The 18,982-nt window shown below is 68.5% G+C and carries 13 protein-coding genes and 1 pseudogene; 6 read left to right on the forward strand and 8 right to left on the reverse strand.

Features of this window, described 5'->3' with window-relative positions; genetic code table 11:
- The first annotated feature begins 65 nt into the window (after window positions 1–65).
- From QZ814_RS18980 to QZ814_RS18990, 3 genes are all read left to right on the forward strand, one after another.
- Window positions 66–2,171 (forward strand): S8 family peptidase, encoded by a 2,106-nt coding sequence (locus tag QZ814_RS18980; protein ID WP_294335155.1) that lies wholly within the window; start codon window positions 66–68, stop codon window positions 2,169–2,171.
- Between the two features lie 56 nt (window positions 2,172–2,227).
- Window positions 2,228–3,091 (forward strand): aldose 1-epimerase family protein, encoded by an 864-nt coding sequence (locus tag QZ814_RS18985; RefSeq protein ID WP_294335157.1) that lies wholly within the window; start codon window positions 2,228–2,230, stop codon window positions 3,089–3,091.
- 88 nt (window positions 3,092–3,179) lie between these two features.
- On the forward strand, window positions 3,180–4,748 hold the full coding sequence (locus QZ814_RS18990; RefSeq protein WP_294335159.1) for a peptide chain release factor 3: 1,569 nt from the start codon (window positions 3,180–3,182) through the stop codon (window positions 4,746–4,748).
- Between the two features lie 36 nt (window positions 4,749–4,784).
- Here the strand turns inward: QZ814_RS18990 and QZ814_RS18995 are convergent, their stop codons facing one another.
- The 3 genes from QZ814_RS18995 to QZ814_RS19005 are packed head-to-tail and all read right to left on the reverse strand — an operon-like array spanning window position 4,785 to window position 10,620.
- Window positions 4,785–6,218, reverse strand: a complete 1,434-nt coding sequence (locus tag QZ814_RS18995; protein WP_294335161.1) for an efflux transporter outer membrane subunit — start codon at window positions 6,216–6,218, stop codon at window positions 4,785–4,787.
- Complete coding sequence (locus tag QZ814_RS19000; RefSeq protein WP_294335164.1) at window positions 6,218–9,388, reverse strand: CusA/CzcA family heavy metal efflux RND transporter; 3,171 nt, start codon at window positions 9,386–9,388, stop codon at window positions 6,218–6,220. Before QZ814_RS19000 ends, QZ814_RS18995 begins: the two co-directional genes overlap by 1 nt.
- Window positions 9,385–10,620, reverse strand: a complete 1,236-nt coding sequence (locus QZ814_RS19005) for an efflux RND transporter periplasmic adaptor subunit (RefSeq protein WP_294335166.1) — start codon at window positions 10,618–10,620, stop codon at window positions 9,385–9,387. Before QZ814_RS19005 ends, QZ814_RS19000 begins: the two co-directional genes overlap by 4 nt.
- Window positions 10,621–10,730: 110 nt before the next feature.
- Here QZ814_RS19005 and QZ814_RS19010 point away from each other — a divergent pair, with 110 nt between their 5' ends.
- Both QZ814_RS19010 and QZ814_RS19015 read left to right on the forward strand, forming a co-directional pair.
- Entirely contained in the window at window positions 10,731–11,411 is a 681-nt protein-coding gene (locus tag QZ814_RS19010) for a response regulator transcription factor (RefSeq protein ID WP_294335167.1), read from the forward strand.
- A 50-nt stretch (window positions 11,412–11,461) separates the two neighbouring features.
- Window positions 11,462–12,829 (forward strand): HAMP domain-containing sensor histidine kinase, encoded by a 1,368-nt coding sequence (locus QZ814_RS19015; protein WP_294335168.1) that lies wholly within the window; start codon window positions 11,462–11,464, stop codon window positions 12,827–12,829.
- Here the strand turns inward: QZ814_RS19015 and QZ814_RS19020 are convergent.
- From QZ814_RS19020 to QZ814_RS19040, 5 genes are all read right to left on the reverse strand, one after another.
- Window positions 12,813–15,218: a TonB-dependent receptor gene (locus QZ814_RS19020; RefSeq protein WP_365899017.1), complete on the reverse strand. Its 2,406-nt coding sequence runs from the start codon at window positions 15,216–15,218 to the stop codon at window positions 12,813–12,815. The genes QZ814_RS19015 and QZ814_RS19020 overlap by 17 nt on opposite strands.
- Window positions 15,169–16,122 carry a FecR domain-containing protein gene (locus tag QZ814_RS19025; RefSeq protein ID WP_294335169.1) on the reverse strand — a complete coding sequence of 318 codons (954 nt, stop codon included), beginning with the start codon at window positions 16,120–16,122 and terminating at the stop codon, window positions 15,169–15,171. The genes QZ814_RS19020 and QZ814_RS19025 overlap by 50 nt, the downstream gene beginning before the upstream one ends.
- Window positions 16,112–16,624, reverse strand: a complete 513-nt coding sequence (locus tag QZ814_RS19030) for an RNA polymerase sigma factor (protein WP_294335197.1) — start codon at window positions 16,622–16,624, stop codon at window positions 16,112–16,114. The genes QZ814_RS19025 and QZ814_RS19030 overlap by 11 nt, the downstream gene beginning before the upstream one ends.
- Before the next feature lie 69 nt (window positions 16,625–16,693).
- On the reverse strand, window positions 16,694–17,497 hold the full coding sequence (locus QZ814_RS19035; RefSeq protein WP_294335171.1) for a ChbG/HpnK family deacetylase: 804 nt from the start codon (window positions 17,495–17,497) through the stop codon (window positions 16,694–16,696).
- Window positions 17,472–18,335: a glycosyltransferase family A protein gene (locus QZ814_RS19040; RefSeq protein ID WP_294335174.1), complete on the reverse strand. Its 864-nt coding sequence runs from the start codon at window positions 18,333–18,335 to the stop codon at window positions 17,472–17,474. The genes QZ814_RS19035 and QZ814_RS19040 overlap by 26 nt, the downstream gene beginning before the upstream one ends.
- A gap of 340 nt (window positions 18,336–18,675) precedes the next feature.
- On the opposite strand from QZ814_RS19040, the pseudogene QZ814_RS19045 reads away from it, so the two are divergent.
- Window positions 18,676–18,982, forward strand: a pseudogene (locus tag QZ814_RS19045) (hypothetical protein); the annotation flags it as partial.

The raw sequence follows: 18,982 nt of genomic DNA on the forward strand, positions 1-18,982 counted from the left end.
CAGCCCCTGCACCGACCACCAACTACGACACGTCCGAATATCGGGCGACCGTGGGTGCGGTGTCGATGAACGCGCTCGTCGCCTACAAGGCCGGCTCGACCGGCAACGGCATCAAGGTGGGCGTGATCGACTCGGGCATCGACCTGCAGAGCGCCGAGTTCGGCGATTGTTCGGGCGGGCTCGGCGTCGGCACCTGTCGCATTCTCGCCAGCTCCAGCGATCCCTCGGGCAACGGCTCGATCGACGATGTCGGCGGGCACGGCACCGCGGTGGCCTTCACCATCGCCGGGCGCCGCAACGGCACCGGCACGCATGGCGTCGCCTTCGATGCATCGCTGGTGATCGAGCGCGCCGACCAGCCCGGCAGCTGTGACGGCAAGGATACCAGCACCTGCAAATTCTCCGACAGCACGATCGCGCTCGGCCTCGATCGCGCGCGGCAGGCGGGCGCACGCGTCGTCAACATCTCGCTGGGCGGCGATTCGGCGTCGAGCGCACTGGCCGCGGCGGTAGACCGCGCGACCGCCGCGGGGGTGATCGTGGTGATCTCCGCCGGCAATGACGGCGCCGCCAATCCGGACGCCTTCACCAGCTTCGCAACCAACGCCGCGATCGCCCGGGGCCTGGTGATCATTGCCGGGTCGGTCAATTCGAGCGACGTGATCTCCAGCTTCTCGAACCGGGCGGGCACCGCCGCGTCCGTCTACCTCGCCGCCGTGGGCGAAGGGGTGCGCGCGCCGGATGCGAACAACACGCCCTATATCTGGTCCGGCACCTCGTTCTCGGCGCCGCAGATCGCCGGGGCGATCGCCCTGCTCGCCCAGGCCTTCCCGAACCTCACGTCCAAGCAGATCGTCGACCTGCTCTACGCCACGGCCCGGGATGTCGGCGACCCCGGTGTCGACACGGTCTATGGCCGCGGCGTGCTCGATCTCACCCGGGCGTTCCAGCCGGTGGGCACGACCTCGGTGGCAGGCACGAGCACGGCGATCTCCACCGGCATCAACGGCACCTTGTCGGCAGCGATGGGCGATGCCACCCAAAGCGCGCTGGGCATGGCGGTGCTCGATTCCTACGGCCGCGCCTTTTCGACCACGCTCACCCACAGCTTCCAGCGTCAGGGCCTGTCGCAGAACCTGCCGGCGCTGATGGCAACGCGCAATCGCAGCTTTGCGGTGGGCGGCGACCAGATGCGGATCGCGGTGTCGCTGGTGCCGACCGTCGATTCGGTGCGGATCGAGCCGCTCGGCATCACCAGCCGGGATGCCGGCATCGCCCGGATGCTGGCGACCACGGTCAGCGGCCGCCTCGGCGCGAACGTCCAGTTCGCCTTCGGCGCCTCGCAGAGCGGCAACACGCTGACCGCGCAGTTGGCCGGGCGCGACGACCCCGCCTTCCTCGTCGCACGCGATCCGCTGAACGGGGCCGGGTTCGACGTGGATGTCGGCGGATCGGCGGCGGTGCGCCGGCGGTTCGGCGGCTGGGGCCTTACCGTCGCGAGCGAATATGGCGACGTGCTCAGCCGTCACGACGGCGACGCCGCGGCGCTGCAGTCGCACTGGCAGCGTTATGGCTATGGCCGCACCACCATCGCGCTCGATCGGCGGCTGGGCGGGCTGAACGCCAGCGTCGCGCTGACCCGCCTGACGGAGAACAACACGGTGCTCGGCGCCCGCTTCAGCCCCGGACTGGGCGCGGCGCGGGCGGACAGCCTGTTCGCCGATCTCGGCCTGCGCTGGAGCCTGGGCGATGGCTGGAACCTTGGCGGGTCGCTGCGCAAGGGCTGGACCTATGCCACGCTGCGCGACGGCATCCGCGGCGACGGTCTGCTGCGCACCAATGCCTGGGCGGCCGACATCGGCAAGGACGGACTGTTCGGGCCCGATTCGATCGGCCTGCGCATCGCCCAGCCGCTGCGCGTCGCGCATGGTGGCCTGGGTCTCACATTGCCGCAGGGCTGGGACTATGACACGCTCAGCGTCACCAGCTGGAGTACCCAGCGGATCAACCTGGCGCCGGTCGGCCGCGAGATCGACTATGAGCTGCGCTATCGCTGGGCCTTTCTCGACGGCGACGTCAGCAGCAACCTGTTCCTGCGCCGCGAACCCGGGAACATTGCGGCGATGCCGAGCGATCTAGGCGGCGCGGTGCGGCTGACCTGGGGCTTCTGACGACGCTTTCCCCCGGCGCAGCACACCGCTATCGCCGTGCTGCAAGGGGAGACGCCATGATCGAGATCGCAAGCGCGCGGCTGGCCGCCGCGATTCACCCGCACGGCGCCGAGCTGTGGTCGCTGCGCGATCCCACGGGCCGCGAACTGATGACCGACGCGGCCCCGGCCTTCTGGACGGGCCATGCCCCGCTGCTGTTCCCGATCGTCGGGCGGCTGGTGGGCGACCGCTATCGGCTGGACGGGCAGGAATATACCCTGCCGCAGCACGGCTTCGCCCGGCGCCGCGACTTCACGCTGGTCGAGCAGGCGAGCGATCGGGTGACCTTCCAGCTGGAAGACGATGCCGAGACGCGCGCCGCCTATCCCTTCGCGTTCCGGCTCGACGCCAGCTACCGGCTGGACGAGGCGACGCTGTGGATCGACATCGCGGTGACCAACCGCGACGTGCGCGACATGCCCGCCAGCTTCGGCTTCCACCCTGCCTTCGCCTGGCCGCTGCCCTATGGCCACGCCCGCGCGGCGCACCGCATCCTGTTCGACGAGCCCGAATTCTCGTCGCTGCGCTATATCGGCGAAGGCGGCATCGCGCCCGATCGCCGGGCGAGCCCGGTCGAGGGCCGGACGCTGCCGCTGTCCGACGACCTGTTCACCGCCGATGCGCTGATCTGGGACCAGCTTGCCAGCCGCGGCCTGCGCTACGGCGCGGAAGACGGTCCGCAGCTCCGCATCCGCTTCCCGGATACCGGGGTGCTCGGCATCTGGACCAAGCCGGGCGCACACTATGTCTGCGTCGAGCCCTGGTGGGGTATCGCCGATCCGGCGGGTTTCGATGGCGAGATCTGGGACAAGCCGGGCATCGAGCGCCTCGCCCCCGGCGAGACGCGCCACTTCGGCATGGACGTGACGCTGGCCGACTGAGGGACAGGCTGCGGCGCACTCGCTGCTGGATAAAGAACCCGTCACCGACTAAGGCGTCGCGATTCTCCCTCCCGTTCGAAGCACCCGCATGTCCCCCTCCGATCGTCGTACGTTCGCCATCATCTCGCACCCGGACGCGGGCAAGACCACGCTCACCGAAAAGCTGCTGCTGTTCGGCGGCGCGATCCATCTCGCCGGCGAAGTGAAGGCGCGCGGCCAGGCGCGGCGGGCGCGGTCGGACTGGATGAAGATCGAGCAGCAGCGCGGCATCTCGGTCACCAGCTCGGTGATGACCTTCGAGCGCGACGGCATCACCTTCAACCTGCTCGACACGCCGGGTCACGAGGACTTCTCCGAAGACACCTATCGCACGCTGACCGCCGTGGACTCGGCGGTCATGGTGATCGACGTCGCCAAGGGCATCGAGAGCCAGACCCGGAAACTGTTCGAGGTCTGCCGCCTGCGCAACGTGCCGATCATCACCTTCGTCAACAAGGTCGATCGCGAGGGCCGCGAGGTGTTCGCGACGCTGGACGAAGTGGCCGAGCTGCTCCAGCTCGACGTGGTGCCGATGACCTGGCCGGTAGGCATGGGCGGCACCTTCGAGGGCATTTTCGACCTCGCCACCAACCGCCTGCTACTCCCCGAGGGGGATAGCCGCGAGTTCCACGGCAAGGTGATCCAGACCAGCGGCGTCAACGATCCGCAGCTCGATGCGATCGTCTCGCCCGCCAATCTCGCCAAGCTGCGCGAGGATGTCGAGCTGGCCCAGGCCGGCTACGAGACCTTCGACGGCGAGGCCTATCGCAACGGCGACATGACGCCGGTCTATTTCGGCTCGGCGCTGAAGGAGTTCGGGGTGGATTCGCTGATCGCCGCGATCGCCGAATTCGCCCCGCCGCCGCACGCACTGCCCGCCGAGCCTGCGCCGGTCGAGCCGACCCGCGACGAGGTGACCGGCTTCGTCTTCAAGGTCCAGGCGAACATGGACCCCAACCACCGCGACCGCATCGCGTTCATGCGGCTCGTCTCGGGCACGTTCAAGCGCGGCATGAAGCTGACGCCGACCGGTCACGGAAAGCCGATCGCGATCCACTCGCCGATCCTGTTCTTCGCCCGCGAGCGCGAACTGGCGGACGAGGCGTTTCCGGGCGACATCATCGGCATTCCCAACCACGGCACGCTGCGGGTGGGCGACACGCTCTCCGAGCGCGCAGGCGTGCGCTTCACCGGCCTCCCCAACTTCGCGCCGGAAATCCTGCGCCGCGTCGCGCTCAAGGACCCGACCAAGACCAAGCAGCTGCGCAAGGCGCTTGACGATCTCTCCGAAGAAGGCGTGATCCAGGTCTTCTATCCGGAGATCGGCTCGAACTGGATCATCGGCGTGGTCGGCCAGCTGCAGCTCGACGTGCTGCTCAGCCGGCTGGATGCGGAGTACAAGGTCGGCGCGGTGCTCGAGCCCTCGCCCTACGACACCGCCCGCTGGATCTCGGCGGAGGACCCGGCAGCGCTCAAGGAGTTCCTGGACCTCAACCGCGGCGCGCTCGCCAAGGATCGCGACGGCAATCCGGTGTTCCTGGCCAAGTCGGCCTGGGAAGTCGGCTATATCGCCGAGCGCTACAGCCAGGTGAAGTTCGCCGCCACGCGCGAGCGGTAAGCCGTAGGCGGGCCGCACGCGCGGCCCGCCCTCCGTTCAGCGGTTGGCAGCCCGCAAATCCGCCGGCGTGCTGCCCGAGGCGAGGAACAGCGCGACGCTGTCCGCCAGCCGTGCACCCTTGGCCTGGACCAGCTGCACCGATGCCTGCGACGCCGCCGATGCCGCGTTGAGCAGCTGGAGCGTGCCGAGCGCGCCGAGCTCCACCTGCCGGCGCGTCATCGCCAGCGTGCGGCTGGCCGCCGCATCGGCACGGGCGGCAGCGTCCAGCGCCGCGGCATCGGTGCGCAGCCCGGCGATCGCATCGTCGACATCGAGGAACGCCTGCAGCGCGGTCGCGCGATACTGCGCCTTGGCCTCTTCCAGCGCCGCTTCCGCCGCGCGCTGCTCGTGCTTCAGCTGGCCGGCATGGAAGATCGGCTGGGTCACCCCGCCGAGGATCGTGAAGAAGGGATTGCCGTCCTTGAACATGTCGAGGAAGTTGGTCGCCGATCCGCCGGCATTGCCGGTCAGCGTGAACGACGGCAGCCGCGCGGCGATCGCCGAGCCGACATCGGCCGCCGCGCCCTTCACCTGTGCTTCGGCCGCGCGCACGTCCGGACGCGCCGCGACGATGTCCGCCGGCAGCGCGACCGGCAGGCTGGCCGGCAGATGCAGCTCGGCAAGGCTCGGCAGATCGGTCACCGTGCCCGGTGCCTGGCCGGTCAGCGTCGCGATCAGCCCGGCCTGGTGCCGGGCCTGGCGCTCGAGCGGCGGCAGCGTCGCCTCGATCGTCGCCAATGCGGTCTGTTGCGCGCCGACGTCCGCCTCGCCGATGTCGCCGAGCGCGCGGCGCTTTTCGAGCAGGCTGACGAGGTCGCGATTGTCGCGGATCGCGGCCTGCGTCGCCTCGATCTGTGCGGTCAGCGCGGCGTGCTGGATCACCGCCAGCACCAGGTTGGCGATGGCGGTTGCCTGCGCGGCGTGCAGCCGGTGGCCCGCGACCTCCGCCGCCGCGCGTGCCGAACGCACCTTGTTGCGGCCTGCCCCGAACAGATCGAGCGGATAGGCGACGGTCAGTTGCGCGGTGTGGAGCGTGTAGAGATAGTCGTTCTGGTCGGCGAGCGGGCCGGACAGCGCCTTGGAGATGCGCGTGCGCTGCGCCTGATAGCTCGCGTCGACCTGCGGCCCGACGCTGCCCGAGGCGGCCTTCGCCAGTTCCTGCGCCTGGCGCAGATTGGCCTCGGCGCTGGCAAGATCGTTGTTATGGGCGAGCGCCTGGGCGACCAGCGCGTCGAGCCTGGCGCTGCCGAAACTCTGCCACCAGTTCGGCACCAGCGCCGGACCTGCGACGAGCTGCTGGGCCGCGCCGCTGGCCGGGGCGATCGTCCCCGGCATCTGGGCCGGCGGCGTCGGCACCGGGTTGGAGAGGTCGTGCGGGCCCACCGTGCAACCGGCGAGCAGGACGAGCGGGATCAGGGAATGCCGGCGCATCATGCCTGCTCCGTTGGGGTGCCGTCGACATGGTGCCGGCGGACGGTGTGGCCATGGGCGCCCTGGTGGCGCGAGAACTTCAGGATCAGCGGCGGCAGCACCAGCAGGATCAGCAGCGGGGCGAGCGTCATGCCGCCCACCACGACCAGCGCCAGCGGCTTCTGCACCTGACTGCCGATGCCGGTCGACACGGCGGCGGGCAACAGGCCGATCGCCGCGACGAGGCAGGTCATGATCACCGGTCGCAGCGAATGCTTCACCGTCGCCGCCATCGCGGTCTCGTGGTCCATGTCCTCGTTGACGTTCTGGTTGAACGTGCTGACGACGAGAATGCCGTCCATCACCGCGATGCCGAACAAGGCGACGAAGCCGATCGCGGCGGAGATGCTGAACGGCGTGCCCGTCAGCGCCAGCGCCAGCACCCCGCCGACCAGCGCCATCGGGATGACGCTGAACGCCAGCAGCGTGTCGCGCACCGAGCCGAAATTGGCGAACAGCAGCACGAGGATCAGCACCAGACTGATCGGCACCACCACCTCCAGCCGGTTGACGGCGTTGGTCAGGTTGCCGAGTTCGCCCGCCCATTCGAGATGATAGCCCGGCGGCAGCTGGACATGACGGGCGATGCGCGCCTGCGCCTCGCTGATCGTGCTGCCCAGATCGCGCCCGCGGACGCTGAACTTGATCGGGACATAGCGTTCCTGGTGCTCGCGATAGATGAACGAGGCACCCGAGGTGAGCTTCACCTGCGCCACTTCGGAGAGCGGCACCTGGATCAGCCCGTTGCCGGTCGGCGAGGGCGCGCCGATCTGGATGCGGCGGATCGATTCGATGTCGTCGCGCTGCGCCTTGTCGAGGCGAACGACGATCGGGAAGTGCCGGTCGGTCGACTTCTCGTAGAGGTCGCCGCTCGACTGGCCGCCCACCGCGGCGGCGACGGTCGAATTGATGTCGTCCGGCGTCAGCCCGTAGCGGGCGGCCGCGGCGCGATCGACGTCGATCCGCACCGTCGGCTGGCCGAGCGAATCGGAGATGCCGAGATCGGCCACGCCCTTCACCTGCGCCATCTGCGCCTTGATCTGGTTGGCGATCGACTCGAGAGTCTCGAGGTCGCTGCCATAGATCTTGAGCGAGTTGGAGCTCTTCACCCCCGACGATGCCTCTTCGACATTGTCCTGGATGTACTGCGAGAATTCGAACTCCACGCCCGGATATTTGGCGGCCAGCTTGGCCTGCACCTCGGCGGTGAGCTTTTCCTTGGTCATGCCCGCCGGCCAGGTGTTGAACGGCTTGAGCGGCGTGTAGAACTCCGCGTTGAAGAAGCCGGTGGGATCGGTGCCGTCATCGGGGCGGCCGTGCGTCGAGACGACGCGGTCGACCTCGGGATAGCTGGCGATGATCTTGCGGATGCCGTTCACCGCATCCTCACCCGCCTCGAGCGAGATCGATGCGGGCAGGCTGGCGCGGATGTAGAGATTGCCCTCTTCCAGGTGCGGCAGGAACTCGACGCCGAGCACGCGGATCGTGGCGAAGGAGCCGATCACCAGCAGCGCGGCCAGCCCGAAGGTCAGGACGCGGTTGGCCATGGAGAAGGAAATCGCCGGCTCCAGCACGCGGCGGATCTGGCGCACCACCCAGGTGTCGACCTCCTTCAGCTTGTCCGGCAGCAGCAGCGCCGAGAGCACCGGGGAGACGGTGAACGCCGCGAGCAGGCCGCCGGCGATGGCATAGGCATAGGTCTTCGCCATCGGACCGAAGATATGGCCTTCCACGCCCGTAAGCGTGAACAGCGGCAGGAAGCTGGCGATGATGATCGCGGCGGCGAAGAAGATGCCGCGGCTGACGTCGCTCGAGGCATGGAGGATCGCCGAGAAGCGATTGGCATGGCTGGCATGGATCCGCCCTTCGCTGATCGCCTGCGAGCGGTCCGCCAGCCGCCGATAGATCGCCTCCACCATGATCACCGCCGCATCGACGACGAGACCGAAATCGAGCGCACCGAGCGACAACAGGTTGGCCGATTCGCCCTGGATCACCAGGATCAGCACCGCGACCGAAAGCGCGAACGGAATGGTGATCGCGACGATCAGCGCACTGCGCAGGTCGCCGAGGAACAGATATTGGAGCGCGAAGATCAGGATCACGCCGACCAGCAGGTTCTCCATCACCGTGTGGGTGGTGACCGAGATCAGGTCCGAGCGATCATAGATACGCTCGATCTTCACGCCCGGCGGCAGAATGCCGGTGGTGTTGATCGTCTCGATCTCTTCCTTGACGCGGTTGATCGTCGGCAGCGACTGGGCGCCGCGCTGCATCAGCACGATGCCCATGACGATATCGTCGTCCTGGCCCTCGCCGGCCACGCCCAGGCGCGGCAGGTTGCCGATCTTCACCTGCCCCACGTCGCGCAGCAGCACCGGCGTGGTGCCGGCCGTGCCGACCAGCACGTTGTTGATCGCATCGACCGACTGGATCAGGCCGACGCCGCGGACGATCGCCGCCTGCTCGCCGAAATTGACCGTCTGCCCGCCGACATTGGCGTCGCTCTTGCCGATCGCGCTGAGCACCTGCGGCACGGTCACGCCGTGCGCGACCAGCTTGTCGCGATCGAGCTGGACTTCGTAGGAGCGCAGCTTGCCGCCCCAGCCGGTCACGTCGATCACGCCGGGAATGCGCTTGAAGCGGCGCTGGAGCACCCAGTCCTGGATGGTCTTGAGGTCCATCACCGAATAGCCGCTCGGGCCGGTCAGGCGATAACGGTAGATCTCGCCGATCGGACTGGTCGGCGAGATCAGCGGCTGGGCGTTGTTGGGCAGGTTGCCGAGCTGGGAGAGGCGGCCGAGCACCAGCTGCTGCGCCTGTTCGTGCGTCACGTCATAGCTGAACTGGATCTTCACGTCGGACAAGCCGAACAGCGAGATCGAGCGCACCGCGGTGAGGTGCGGCAGGCCGGCGATCGCCACTTCGATTGGGGTGGTGACGTTGCGCTCCATCTCCTCGGCGGAGATGCCGTCACTCTGCGTCACCAGCTCCACCATCGGCGGCACCGGATCGGGATAGGCCTCGATATTGAGGTTGAGGAAGCCGAGCACGCCCGCCGCGATCATCCCGATCAGCAGGGTCAGCACCAGCATCCGCTGGCGCAGCGCCATTTCGACGAGGCGGTTCATTGCTCGAGGCCCGCCTCGTTCACGAACAGCGCGCCCTTGGCGACGATCCGGTCGCCGGGCTTGAGGCCGCCGAGCACGCGGGTCAGGCCGCCGTCGGTCTGGCCGATCTGCACGCTGCGGCCATAGAGCAGGCCGTCGGTCGCGCGCACCCACACGCGGGCGGTATCGCCCTCGTGGATTACCGACACGGCGGGGATCAGCACGCCCTGGCCGTTATCGACCGGGCGGCGGATCGTGAACGACGCGAACATCTGCGGCTTCAGCACGCCGCCGGGGTTGGCGATCGTCGCACGCACCGGCAGACGGTGCGTCGTCGGATCGAGCCCGGCGGCGACATTGTCGATCGTTGCGGTGAACTGCTGGCCGGGCAGCGCCGGCGTGGTGACGACCACCTGATCGCCGACGCGGATGCTCGCCGCCTCGCTTTCGGCCAGCTGCGCGACCAGCCAGACCCGGGCGGGATCGGTGATCGTCATCAGCGGCGTGGTGTTGCCGCTGCTCAGGAACTGGCCCGGCGCGACGGCACGATCGGCAATGATACCCGAAACCGGCGAACGATAGACGGTGTAGGCCGAGGTGCCGGCGCCCTCGGTATGGCCGAACAGCGCGAGACGATCCTGCGCGGCGCGCTGGGCGGATTCGGCCTGGCGCGCGGCGGACTGGGCGGCGACGAAATCGGCCTGGGCCTGGAGGTAATCCTTCATCGCGCCGCCGGCGGTCTCGGTGATCGCCTTCTGGCGGGCGAGATTCCCCTGCGCGATGCGCAGCGCCTCGACGGCGCTGGCACGCTGGGCACCGGCGGAAAGCAGCGTGTTGCGCGCGTCGATCAGCTCGGGCGAGGCGATGCGGAGCAGCGGCTGCCCGCGCGTCACGCGCTGGCCCGGCTCGACAAGCACCTGCAGCACCTGCCCGGAGAAGGGCAGTACGATCGGCGTGCTGTGATCCCCGTCCGCCTGGATCGAGCCGCTGGCGCGGACCAGCTCCACATTGCTGCCGCCCTGCACCGTGACGAACTGCAGCTGCGCCATCTGCTGCGGCGTCGGGCGGAAGGCACCCGGCGGCAACGGCGCTTCCTGCACCGGCTTGGGCGCCATCATCGCCTGGACGGCATAGCCGAGAATCAGCAGCGCGATCACCGCGACGAAAATGACTGCGAGCAGCATGGCTTGGGCGCGCGGCAGCAGGCGGCGTGCTTCGGGCAGGCTGGTGTCTTGGTGGAGATGGTCCGTCACGCGTTTCCCTTCACGGGTGCAATATAGCAGACACACATCATATTGCGGTCGATGCTGCGCCGCGCCATTAGCGGGTACGGCTGACAGGAAACTTACGGAATGCTCGATTAATGCGCGTGCTGATGATCGAGGACGACGAGGCGCTCGCCAACGCACTGACCGAGGCGCTGAAGCGCCGCGGGATCCACAGCGACGTCGCCGGGGGAATCGAAGACGCGCGCCAGATGCTGGAGGCAGCGCGCTATGCGGCGATCCTGCTCGACCTGGGGCTGCCGGACGGCGACGGGCTCGATCTGGTGCGGTGGCTGCGCGCGCACAACAATCCGATCCCGGTGATCGCCGTCAGCGCCAGAAGCGCCCTCGACTCGAAAATCGCGGGGCTCAATGCGGGGGCAGACGACTATGTCGTCAAGCCGTTCGACGTCGACGAACTGGCGGCGCGGCTCAACGCGGTGATGCGCCGCCAGGGGGCATTGTCGGGTGCGGAGCTGCGCTTCGGCAACCTGCGTTTCGATACTGCGTCGGGCGATCTCGTGGTCGGCGACGCCGCGGTGATCCTCACGGCACGCGAGCGCCAATTTGCCGCCCTGTTGCTGCGACGTTTCGGCCAGGTGGTGAGCAAGCAGCTTGCCGAGGACCAGCTGTACGGCCTCAGCGAGCCGGTCGGTTCGAACGCGCTCGAGGTGCAAGCCTATCGCCTGCGCCGCAAGCTGGAGGCCGCCGGTGCCACCGTTTGCATCGAGACCATCCGCGGCGTCGGCTACATGATGCGCGAGATCGCAAGCGCCTGACTCCGCGCGCGGGCATGGCGGCGGCCCGAGGGGTCGGCTAGACACGCAAAATGACCTTCTGGCCGCGCTCGCTGATCGCCCGCATCCTGCTGCTCGAACTGGGTGCGATCGCCATCGCCGCCATTGCCCTGCCGATGCTGCTCACCTCGTTCCTGCGCACCGAGGCGAGCCGCTACGAGCAGCGGACGCTGGAAAGCCAGGCCCAGGCCATCGCCCAGAGCATCGCCCGCGCCCCCACCGGGCCGGGCGTTCGGATCGACCCGGTGATCACGCGGATCTATGCCTCCCCCTATGACGGGCGGGCCTTCGTGATCGCGGATCGCACCGGCACCCAGGTCGACGGCAGCCCGGACGCCGAGCTCGTACCGTGGAAGACCGCGCCGCGCGCGGAGGTGCTCACCTCGTTCCGATGGGGGGCCTTTGTCGGAGTGAGCCTGCCGGTCCGGCTGGGGGCCGATCGTCTATGGGTAATCGTTACCCAGGATCTTACCGGCCCCGGCGCGATCCTCGACGACGTGGTGCGCGGGTTCATCCGGCGATACGACCCGGTGCTGATCTCGATCCTGCTGCTGCTGCCGCTGATCAACAGCGCGCTGATCGGCCGGCTGGTCTTCGCCGTGCGGTCGGTTTCGCAGCGGGCGGCGACGATCGGGCCGCACAATCTCGACGTCCGGCTGGAGGAAGCCGGCCTGCCGCTGGAAGTAGCGCCGCTGGCCCGTGCCACCAACGATCTGCTGATGCGGCTGCAGGCGAGCTTCCGCCACCAATCCGAATTCGTCGCGAATGTCGCGCACGAGCTGCGCACGCCGCTGGCGGTACACCGCGTCGAGCTGGAGGCGGTGGAGGATGCGGGCGTCCGCGCACGGCTGCGCCAGTCGGCCGACCGGCTGGGCCATGTCGTCGCCCAGCTCGAGGATCTCGCCACGCTGGAGGTGATGGCCGAGGACAAGTTCGAGACCTTCGACGCCCGGCTGCTCGCGCAGGACACGATCGGGCTGCACGCCCCCCAGATCCTCGCCGCCGGCGATACCATCGCGCTCGATGCGCCGAGCAGCCCCGTGCCCATCCGCGGCAATCCGGTGCTGGCCGGCGTGGCGCTCGCCAACCTGATTACCAATGCCAGCCGGCACACGCCGCCGGGCACGGTGATCGACGTTCTGGTCGGCCCCGACGGGGTGCTGCTGGTGCAGGATAACGGCCCCGGCATCGCCGCGTCCAACCCGCAGGATGCGACCCAACGCTATTGGCGCGCCGATCACCAGCGCTCGGACGGGGCTGGCCTCGGCTTGTCGATCGTTCGCCGGATCATGGACGTCCACAAGGGCCGGCTGACGGTGCAGAGCCGCCCAGGCGAAGGCACCTGCATTTCGCTGCGCTTTCCGCTGGCGCCCGAAAGCGAACCTACCAGCCCGTCGTGATCGCGATCCGCAGATTGCGCGGACGCAGCGGAGTCAGCTGGTCGCGCAGGCTCAGCGTGAACGGATTGCCATAGGCGAACTGGTTCGCCCGGCGATCGGTGAGGTTGGCAAGCGCGAGGCTGAGCTCCGCCTTGCCGATCCGCACGGCGGCAAACGCATCGGCAGTCCAGTACTGCCCCTGGCTGACGTCGAGAAAGTCGCCCGTGCCCAGCACCGACCGCCCGGTATAATCGGCGGAGACGCCGATGCGCGGCTGCAGCGGCTGGTGCTCCCAGCGATAGGAAAGACCGAGATGCGCGGCGAAGGGCGGCGTTTCGGGCAGGCGGCGATTGTTGCGCTTGGATAGGTCGGCGATCGGCCCCTGCACCCGGTTGTTGGTAAGCAGGAACGAGGCTTCGGCGCGCAGGCCGACAACCGGAATCCAGTCGAGATTGCCTTCCAGCGCAAGGATCTTCGCACTGCCGATATTGGCCGTATAGGGCTGGCCCTTCTGCGTGATCAGATCGGCCTGCACATCTTCCCAGCGCGCGCCCGAAATGCTGCCGGACGCTGCCAGCCCGGTGGCGCCGCTGCGCAGCTTGCGGATCCCGGCTTCGACCACGGTGATCGCATCCGGCTTGTAATCGGCGACGCGGCCGATGCCGCTCGCAACCGCCAGACCGCCGGTGCGGTAGCCGGTCTGGAAGCGCGCGAACAGGGCAAGCTCGCGGGCGATTCGCCAGGACGCCGCGAAGGTGGGATCGAGACGCCGGGTCAGCCGCCCGCGCACGAAGTTGTTCGCCCGCGGCTTGGCGGAGGGATCGCCGTCCGTCCGTGCCGAGGTATAGCGTCCGCCGGCGGTGACGGAGAGACTGGAGGTCAGCGCGAAGGTCGCCTCGCCGAACGCCGAGGCGGCGTTGGTGACGTTGGTGACGCCGATGATGCTGACATCCTGCCCCACCTGTCCGATACTGCGCGTCAGAATGTCGCGATCGCTGACATAGGTGAAGCCGGCGACCCAGCTGTTGCCGTTGGGCAGCGAGCGCGACAGCCGCGCTTCCTGGCTCAGCAGCTGCTTTTCGTGGCCCACGCGATAGAGGGTGAGCGGGCCCGTCACCTTGCCCTTGGCGTTCCGGGGCGTGGCGTCGAACACTTCGTGCGTGTCGAATTCGGTAACGCCGCTGGCCGAGACGAACCGCAGTCCGCTGTCCCAATCCTTGGTGACCACGGTCCGGCCGAACAGCAGGGCGTTGTCGAACGGCTGCGCCGCGAGCGTACGGCGCGTGAGCGGCTGCTCTACGCGTTCGGCATATTGGCCGTCGCGCGTGTCGATCCACTGGCCGGCGCCGCTCGCCTCGACCTGCCAGCCATCCCCCGGGGCGACGCGCAGCGCCGCGCGGAAGCCGGACGTGTTGCTGCGGTTCACGTTCGATAGCTTGCGATCGCGATCGTTCAGATAGCCGCCATCGCGGATGGTGTAGCCGACCAGTCGAATCCCCGCGAGCCCCGGCAGCAGCGGCACATTGACCATGCCGGCAAGGTCATAGCCGGCCTCCGCTCCCTCGGTGGAGGTGACGCCGGCGGTGGTGGCGGTGGCGACCCGATTCAGATCGACCCGGTTCGAGGTCAGCCGGATCACCCCGCCGATCGCTCCCGATCCATAGAGCGTGCCCTGCGGCCCCTCGAGCACTTCGATGCTTGCCACGTCGTAGAGGCGCAGCCCAGGTTCGGGGCCGGAATAATTGACCTGGACGTCGTCGAGATAGACGCTGGTCGGCGACTGGGTACTGCCGTTGAAGCTGCTGTCGGCGATGCCGCGGATGAACACCTTGTTGCGGCCGGCGCCCAGTTGCGTGCTCTGCAGGATCGGCACCTGATGCGCCGCGTCGCTCAGCGTGCCGGTGGCAATCGTGGGCGATGCCCCGCCGCCGCCTACCGTGGTGAGGCTGCCGGGATAGCGCAGCAGGGTTATGCGCTGCTTGCTCGCCGTGACGATGATGTCCGGGCCATGCACCGGCGCGGCAGGATCGATCGCGGGGTGCACCGGCGCGGGCGGAATCGGGCGGCGCACAGGCCGCGATCGGGTCTGCTCCACGCGGTAGCCGCCGCCGGGCAGGCGCCGGGCCTTGTAGCCCGATCCGCGCAGCAGCTGCGCCAAGGCAGCCTCGACGCGCAACTCGCCGCGCACCGCGGGCGTGCGGATCGTGCGGAGCCCCGTATCGGTGCTGACGATGTCGACGCCGGTCTGGCGGGCGAGCTGGCCGATCGCCAGGTCGAGCGTGCCGGCCGGAATGGCGATGGAACGGCGCTGCGCCAGGGCGGGCGCGGCAGGCAGTGCGAGGACAAGCGCCAGCGCGAAGCTAGCGCGCGCTGCCTGCCTGCTCCGCCAAAATCCACCGCCCCGAATCACGCCGCCACGTTGCCCCGATCAATTCGGCCAGGCGCGGAACATCGCGATCGGCAACGCCCGAAAAATGGACGACCCCGGTGAATGGCCTTTCCGACAAGCTGCCCTGCAGGGCAATATGCGTGCCGTAAAGCCGTTTAAGCTCGCCCGCAACCTCGCCCAGCGGTTGGCCGGCAAAGCTCAGCCGCCCCGCCCGCCATCCGCCGACCAGCGCGGGGGTGATATGGCTGCGGGAAACGCCGCTGCCGTCCTCGCGCGCGGAAACCGCATCGCCCGGTCGCAGCGTCAACGCCGTGCCCTTGGGCTCGACGGCGACAGCGCCTTCCGAGACGGCCACGCGCACCTGGCCCGATCCCCGTGCGACGTTGAACACCGTGCCGAGATCCCGCACGGCGACATCGCCGACGCGCAGGGTGAACGCCGCCGCCTGATCGTGGCGGACATGGAACAGCGCCTCGCCGCGATCGAGCGCGGCGACGCGCGGGTTGGCGCGATCGAGCGTCAGCTGCGAGCCGCCGCTCAGCTCGATCTGCGTGCCGTCCGCAAGCGCGATCGTCTGGCGCTCGCCGTCGCGGGTCGCGACCTGATAGGGCTGGCTGCGCGGCAGCAGCGAAGGCACGACCGCAAGCGCAACCGCCGCGGCCGCCGCCACGGCGCCCCCGCCGATCCACCAGCGCATGCCGCGCGGGGCGGGTGCATTGTCGTTTTCGGCGAGCGTGACCGGCGCAGGAAAACGCGCCTCGGCCAACAGCCGGTCGGCCAATGCGATCCGGTCATAGGCCTGGGCGTTCGCGGGGCTCGCTTCGAGCCATTCGACGAATTCCGCCCAGACGGACGCGTCGGCTTCAGCCAGCCGAAGCTGCCAGGCGATCGCCGTCTCGATAGCGTCTGCTGTCTCAACCTGCACGGTCGGAACCCCTTTCACTATCCAGACGACGCACCGGGGCGGAATCCCCACCAGCAGATTCGAGACGCTCCTGAATTTTCTTATAGGCGCGTTGCAGCAGCTTCTCCACGCCGCTCACGCTGATGCCCAACTGATCGGCGATGGCGCGCTGGGGGCGCTCTTCCAGCCGGAACATCCGCAAGGCCGTCGCCATGCGCTCGGGCATCTCGGCGATCGCCGCTTCTACCGTCTCCCACTCGCTGCGTGCGACGGCGACGCGTTCGGCATCGGGCAAGTCTTCGGCACGAGGCTGGATCTCCACCCAGCCGGCATCGCGCGCGCCACGGCGGCTGGCGGCGATCCGCCGGTCGGTCGCCAGATTGGCAGCGACCCGGTAGAGAAACGCCGCCGGCTGGGCGATCGGCTGCTCGGCCAGCTGGTCGATCCGCAGCCACATGTCCTGCAATGCATCCTCGGCGTCATCGCGACTTCCCAGACGCGCGGCGAGCAGCCGCAGCAGCATCGACCGCTGCGCCAGGAACACCGCCTTCAGCCCGCCGTCGCTCACTGCCTTCCCGATCCCCAGCGGGGGTCAGGCAGGAAACGCCAGACCCTCGGCAGCAGCCATGTCGGTGATTGGCAACCGGTGCAAGGCCTTAGCTTCGCGAATTCGCGCATCCGCGATGCTGTCGCCGGAGCGTTCGCCGGCACCGGGATGGCACATCACCAGGTGCGTCTCGCCCGGCTTCTTGAGAAAGCGAGGGAAAAGCGTTTCGAAGTCAGAACGGAAATCATAATGGCCGGCAAAGCCACGGTTGGTGCGCAGGCCCAGCGCAGCCGCGTCCTGGCCGAGCCCCCGGCAATGCCACGCACTGCCGATCGCCTTGCCGGCAAACGGCCGCCGCAACAACGCCCCGGGGGCATCGGTACAGTCGCGAATCCAGGCGCGCGGCGCCCGCCCCGCCGTCTCCGCCAGCACCAGATCGCGAATGCCCGGCAAGGCATGGGCGTGCTGGTGCCCGTCGACGAAATCGGGCGCGCGGCGAAGCGCGGCAAAGAACGCATCGAACTGCGCCGCAATCTCGAGCGCGACCTCGTCGAGCGGAATGTGCCACTTCGCCGCCGCGCGCCCCAGCGGATCGATCTGCGGCATGTGACCCTCGGGCGCGTAGCGCGGCATGACGGTGCGCGGCGCCTCCTCGGTGAGCGTCACGTGCAGGCCGATTTCCACATGCCCCGGAAGATCGGCGAGCAGCCGCGCATCCTCGGCCCAGCCGGGCATCACCGCCATGCAGCTGATCGCGTTGATCTTCCCGGCATGGGCAAGATCGACGATCGCGGCGCTGATCGCCGACGAATAGGCGAAGTCGTCAGAGCAGAGAATGAGACGGGACAAGAACCGGTCCTTCGAGATGCTGGTACTGGCGCTCGCGAATGCGGTTGCTGAGCAGGCGGCGGCGCTGGAGCCGCCGGGCGAGGAAGCGGTAGAAAAACCAGTCCCCCGCCACCGGTGCCGCCGCAGAGTAGAGCAGCCGTTCGACCAGCGTCCAGCGGATCGAATCGCGGTCGCGCTCGCGCGGCGACGGCATGCACCACATCGCGCTCGAATAGCCCATCCTGCCCTTTCGCATCAGGCGGTGGATCACTTCATGATCCTCCAGCACGAAGTTCCAGCGTGCCGCATCGAAGCCTCCGGCGGCGCGCAGCGCGCGGGTGCAGAAGGCTTGGCCGGCGCCGCCGGCATGGCATTGATGCGGCAACAGCCGCGCGGCGGTGAGGAAGCGCGCCGCCTCGGTCACCCGCGCCGGATCGCTGATGCCTTCGGCCACGAAATAGGCACCCGCCACCACATGCCCGGGGCGCGACAGGATCGCCTGGGCGGCGCCGAGATAGTGCGGCGGGTACAGGGTATCGGCATCGCAGGTCGCGACCCAGCGCGTCCGCACCCAAGCGAGGCCGGTGCGCAACGCCGCGACCTTGCCGGGGGTACGCTCGGTCAGCAGCAGATAGTCGAGCTTATAGGCGCGCGCGGCTTTCTCGGCGACCGCGGCGCTGCCGTCGGTCGAGCCGTTGTCGACCAAGACGAGGGTGAAGCGCACCGTCTGCTGCGCGAGACTCTCGATCGTCGCGGCGAGATAATCGCGCTCGTTGAAAAAGGGGATCACCACGGTCCAGGACAGCGCGGCACCCTGGGGGCGCTCTTCAAACGGGTCCTTCGAAAGATCGAGATACATGGCTGCGACATCCCATCGATTCGATTGGGCGCAGAGGAGAGATGCCAAAACCAGCTTCGATGGCTAAGTATCTGCCACCGGCTGGTTCTGGCTCGGCCAGTTCCTCCCCACCCGATGAAATGACGATGCATCGGCGGCAGACCCACACCGCCCAATTGCAAAATTTTCTGGAAGATTAACCTTCTCGCCCGCGACGATGGGACGGGCTGGATCCGCACCAGGCCGCGCGAAAATATCCCGCATGACTTGGTACTTAGCCCTAAGTACACGGCACGGCGTGAAAAAACGGGTTCCCCATGTCGCGTTCGGGCCGACTTCGGCGTTTCTTCGCGCGCTCGTCGTGCTGCTGCTGTTCGTGCTGCTCGCCATTGCGCTGCGTGCGCATGACTTCGGCAATCCGGTGATCCATGTCGACGAGCAATATTATCTGCTCGTCGCGGACCGGATGCTGCACGGCGCCTGGCCCTATCTGGACGTGTGGGACCGCAAGCCGGTGGGGCTGTTCGCGCTCTATGCGCTGATGCGGCTGCTGCCGGGCGAGGGGCTGGTCGCCTATCAGCTGGTCGCGACGCTGTTCGCGGCGGCCACCGCCTGGCTGGTGATGCGCGGCGGCCTGCGGCTGGGCGGATCGCCGCGCGCGGGGCTGG

This window comes from uncultured Sphingomonas sp. (genome assembly GCF_913777625.1).
GTDB lineage: Bacteria > Pseudomonadota > Alphaproteobacteria > Sphingomonadales > Sphingomonadaceae > Sphingomonas.

Bases quoted from the DNA above. Each gene is read 5' to 3' on its own strand.
- QZ814_RS18980 (WP_294335155.1), top strand. From the start codon at position 66: ATGAACGCGCTCGTCGCCTACAAGGCCGGCTCGACCGGCAACGGCATC.
- QZ814_RS19040 (WP_294335174.1), bottom strand. From the start codon at position 18,335: ATGTATCTCGATCTTTCGAAGGACCCGTTTGAAGAGCGCCCCCAGGGT.
- QZ814_RS19000 (WP_294335164.1), bottom strand. From the start codon at position 9,388: ATGAACCGCCTCGTCGAAATGGCGCTGCGCCAGCGGATGCTGGTGCTG.
- QZ814_RS19015 (WP_294335168.1), top strand. From the start codon at position 11,462: ATGACCTTCTGGCCGCGCTCGCTGATCGCCCGCATCCTGCTGCTCGAA.
- QZ814_RS18995 (WP_294335161.1), bottom strand. From the start codon at position 6,218: ATGCGCCGGCATTCCCTGATCCCGCTCGTCCTGCTCGCCGGTTGCACG.
- QZ814_RS18985 (WP_294335157.1), top strand. From the start codon at position 2,228: ATGATCGAGATCGCAAGCGCGCGGCTGGCCGCCGCGATTCACCCGCAC.
- QZ814_RS19030 (WP_294335197.1), bottom strand. From the start codon at position 16,624: ATGCTGCTGCGGCTGCTCGCCGCGCGTCTGGGAAGTCGCGATGACGCC.
- QZ814_RS18990 (WP_294335159.1), top strand. From the start codon at position 3,180: ATGTCCCCCTCCGATCGTCGTACGTTCGCCATCATCTCGCACCCGGAC.
- QZ814_RS19010 (WP_294335167.1), top strand. From the start codon at position 10,731: ATGCGCGTGCTGATGATCGAGGACGACGAGGCGCTCGCCAACGCACTG.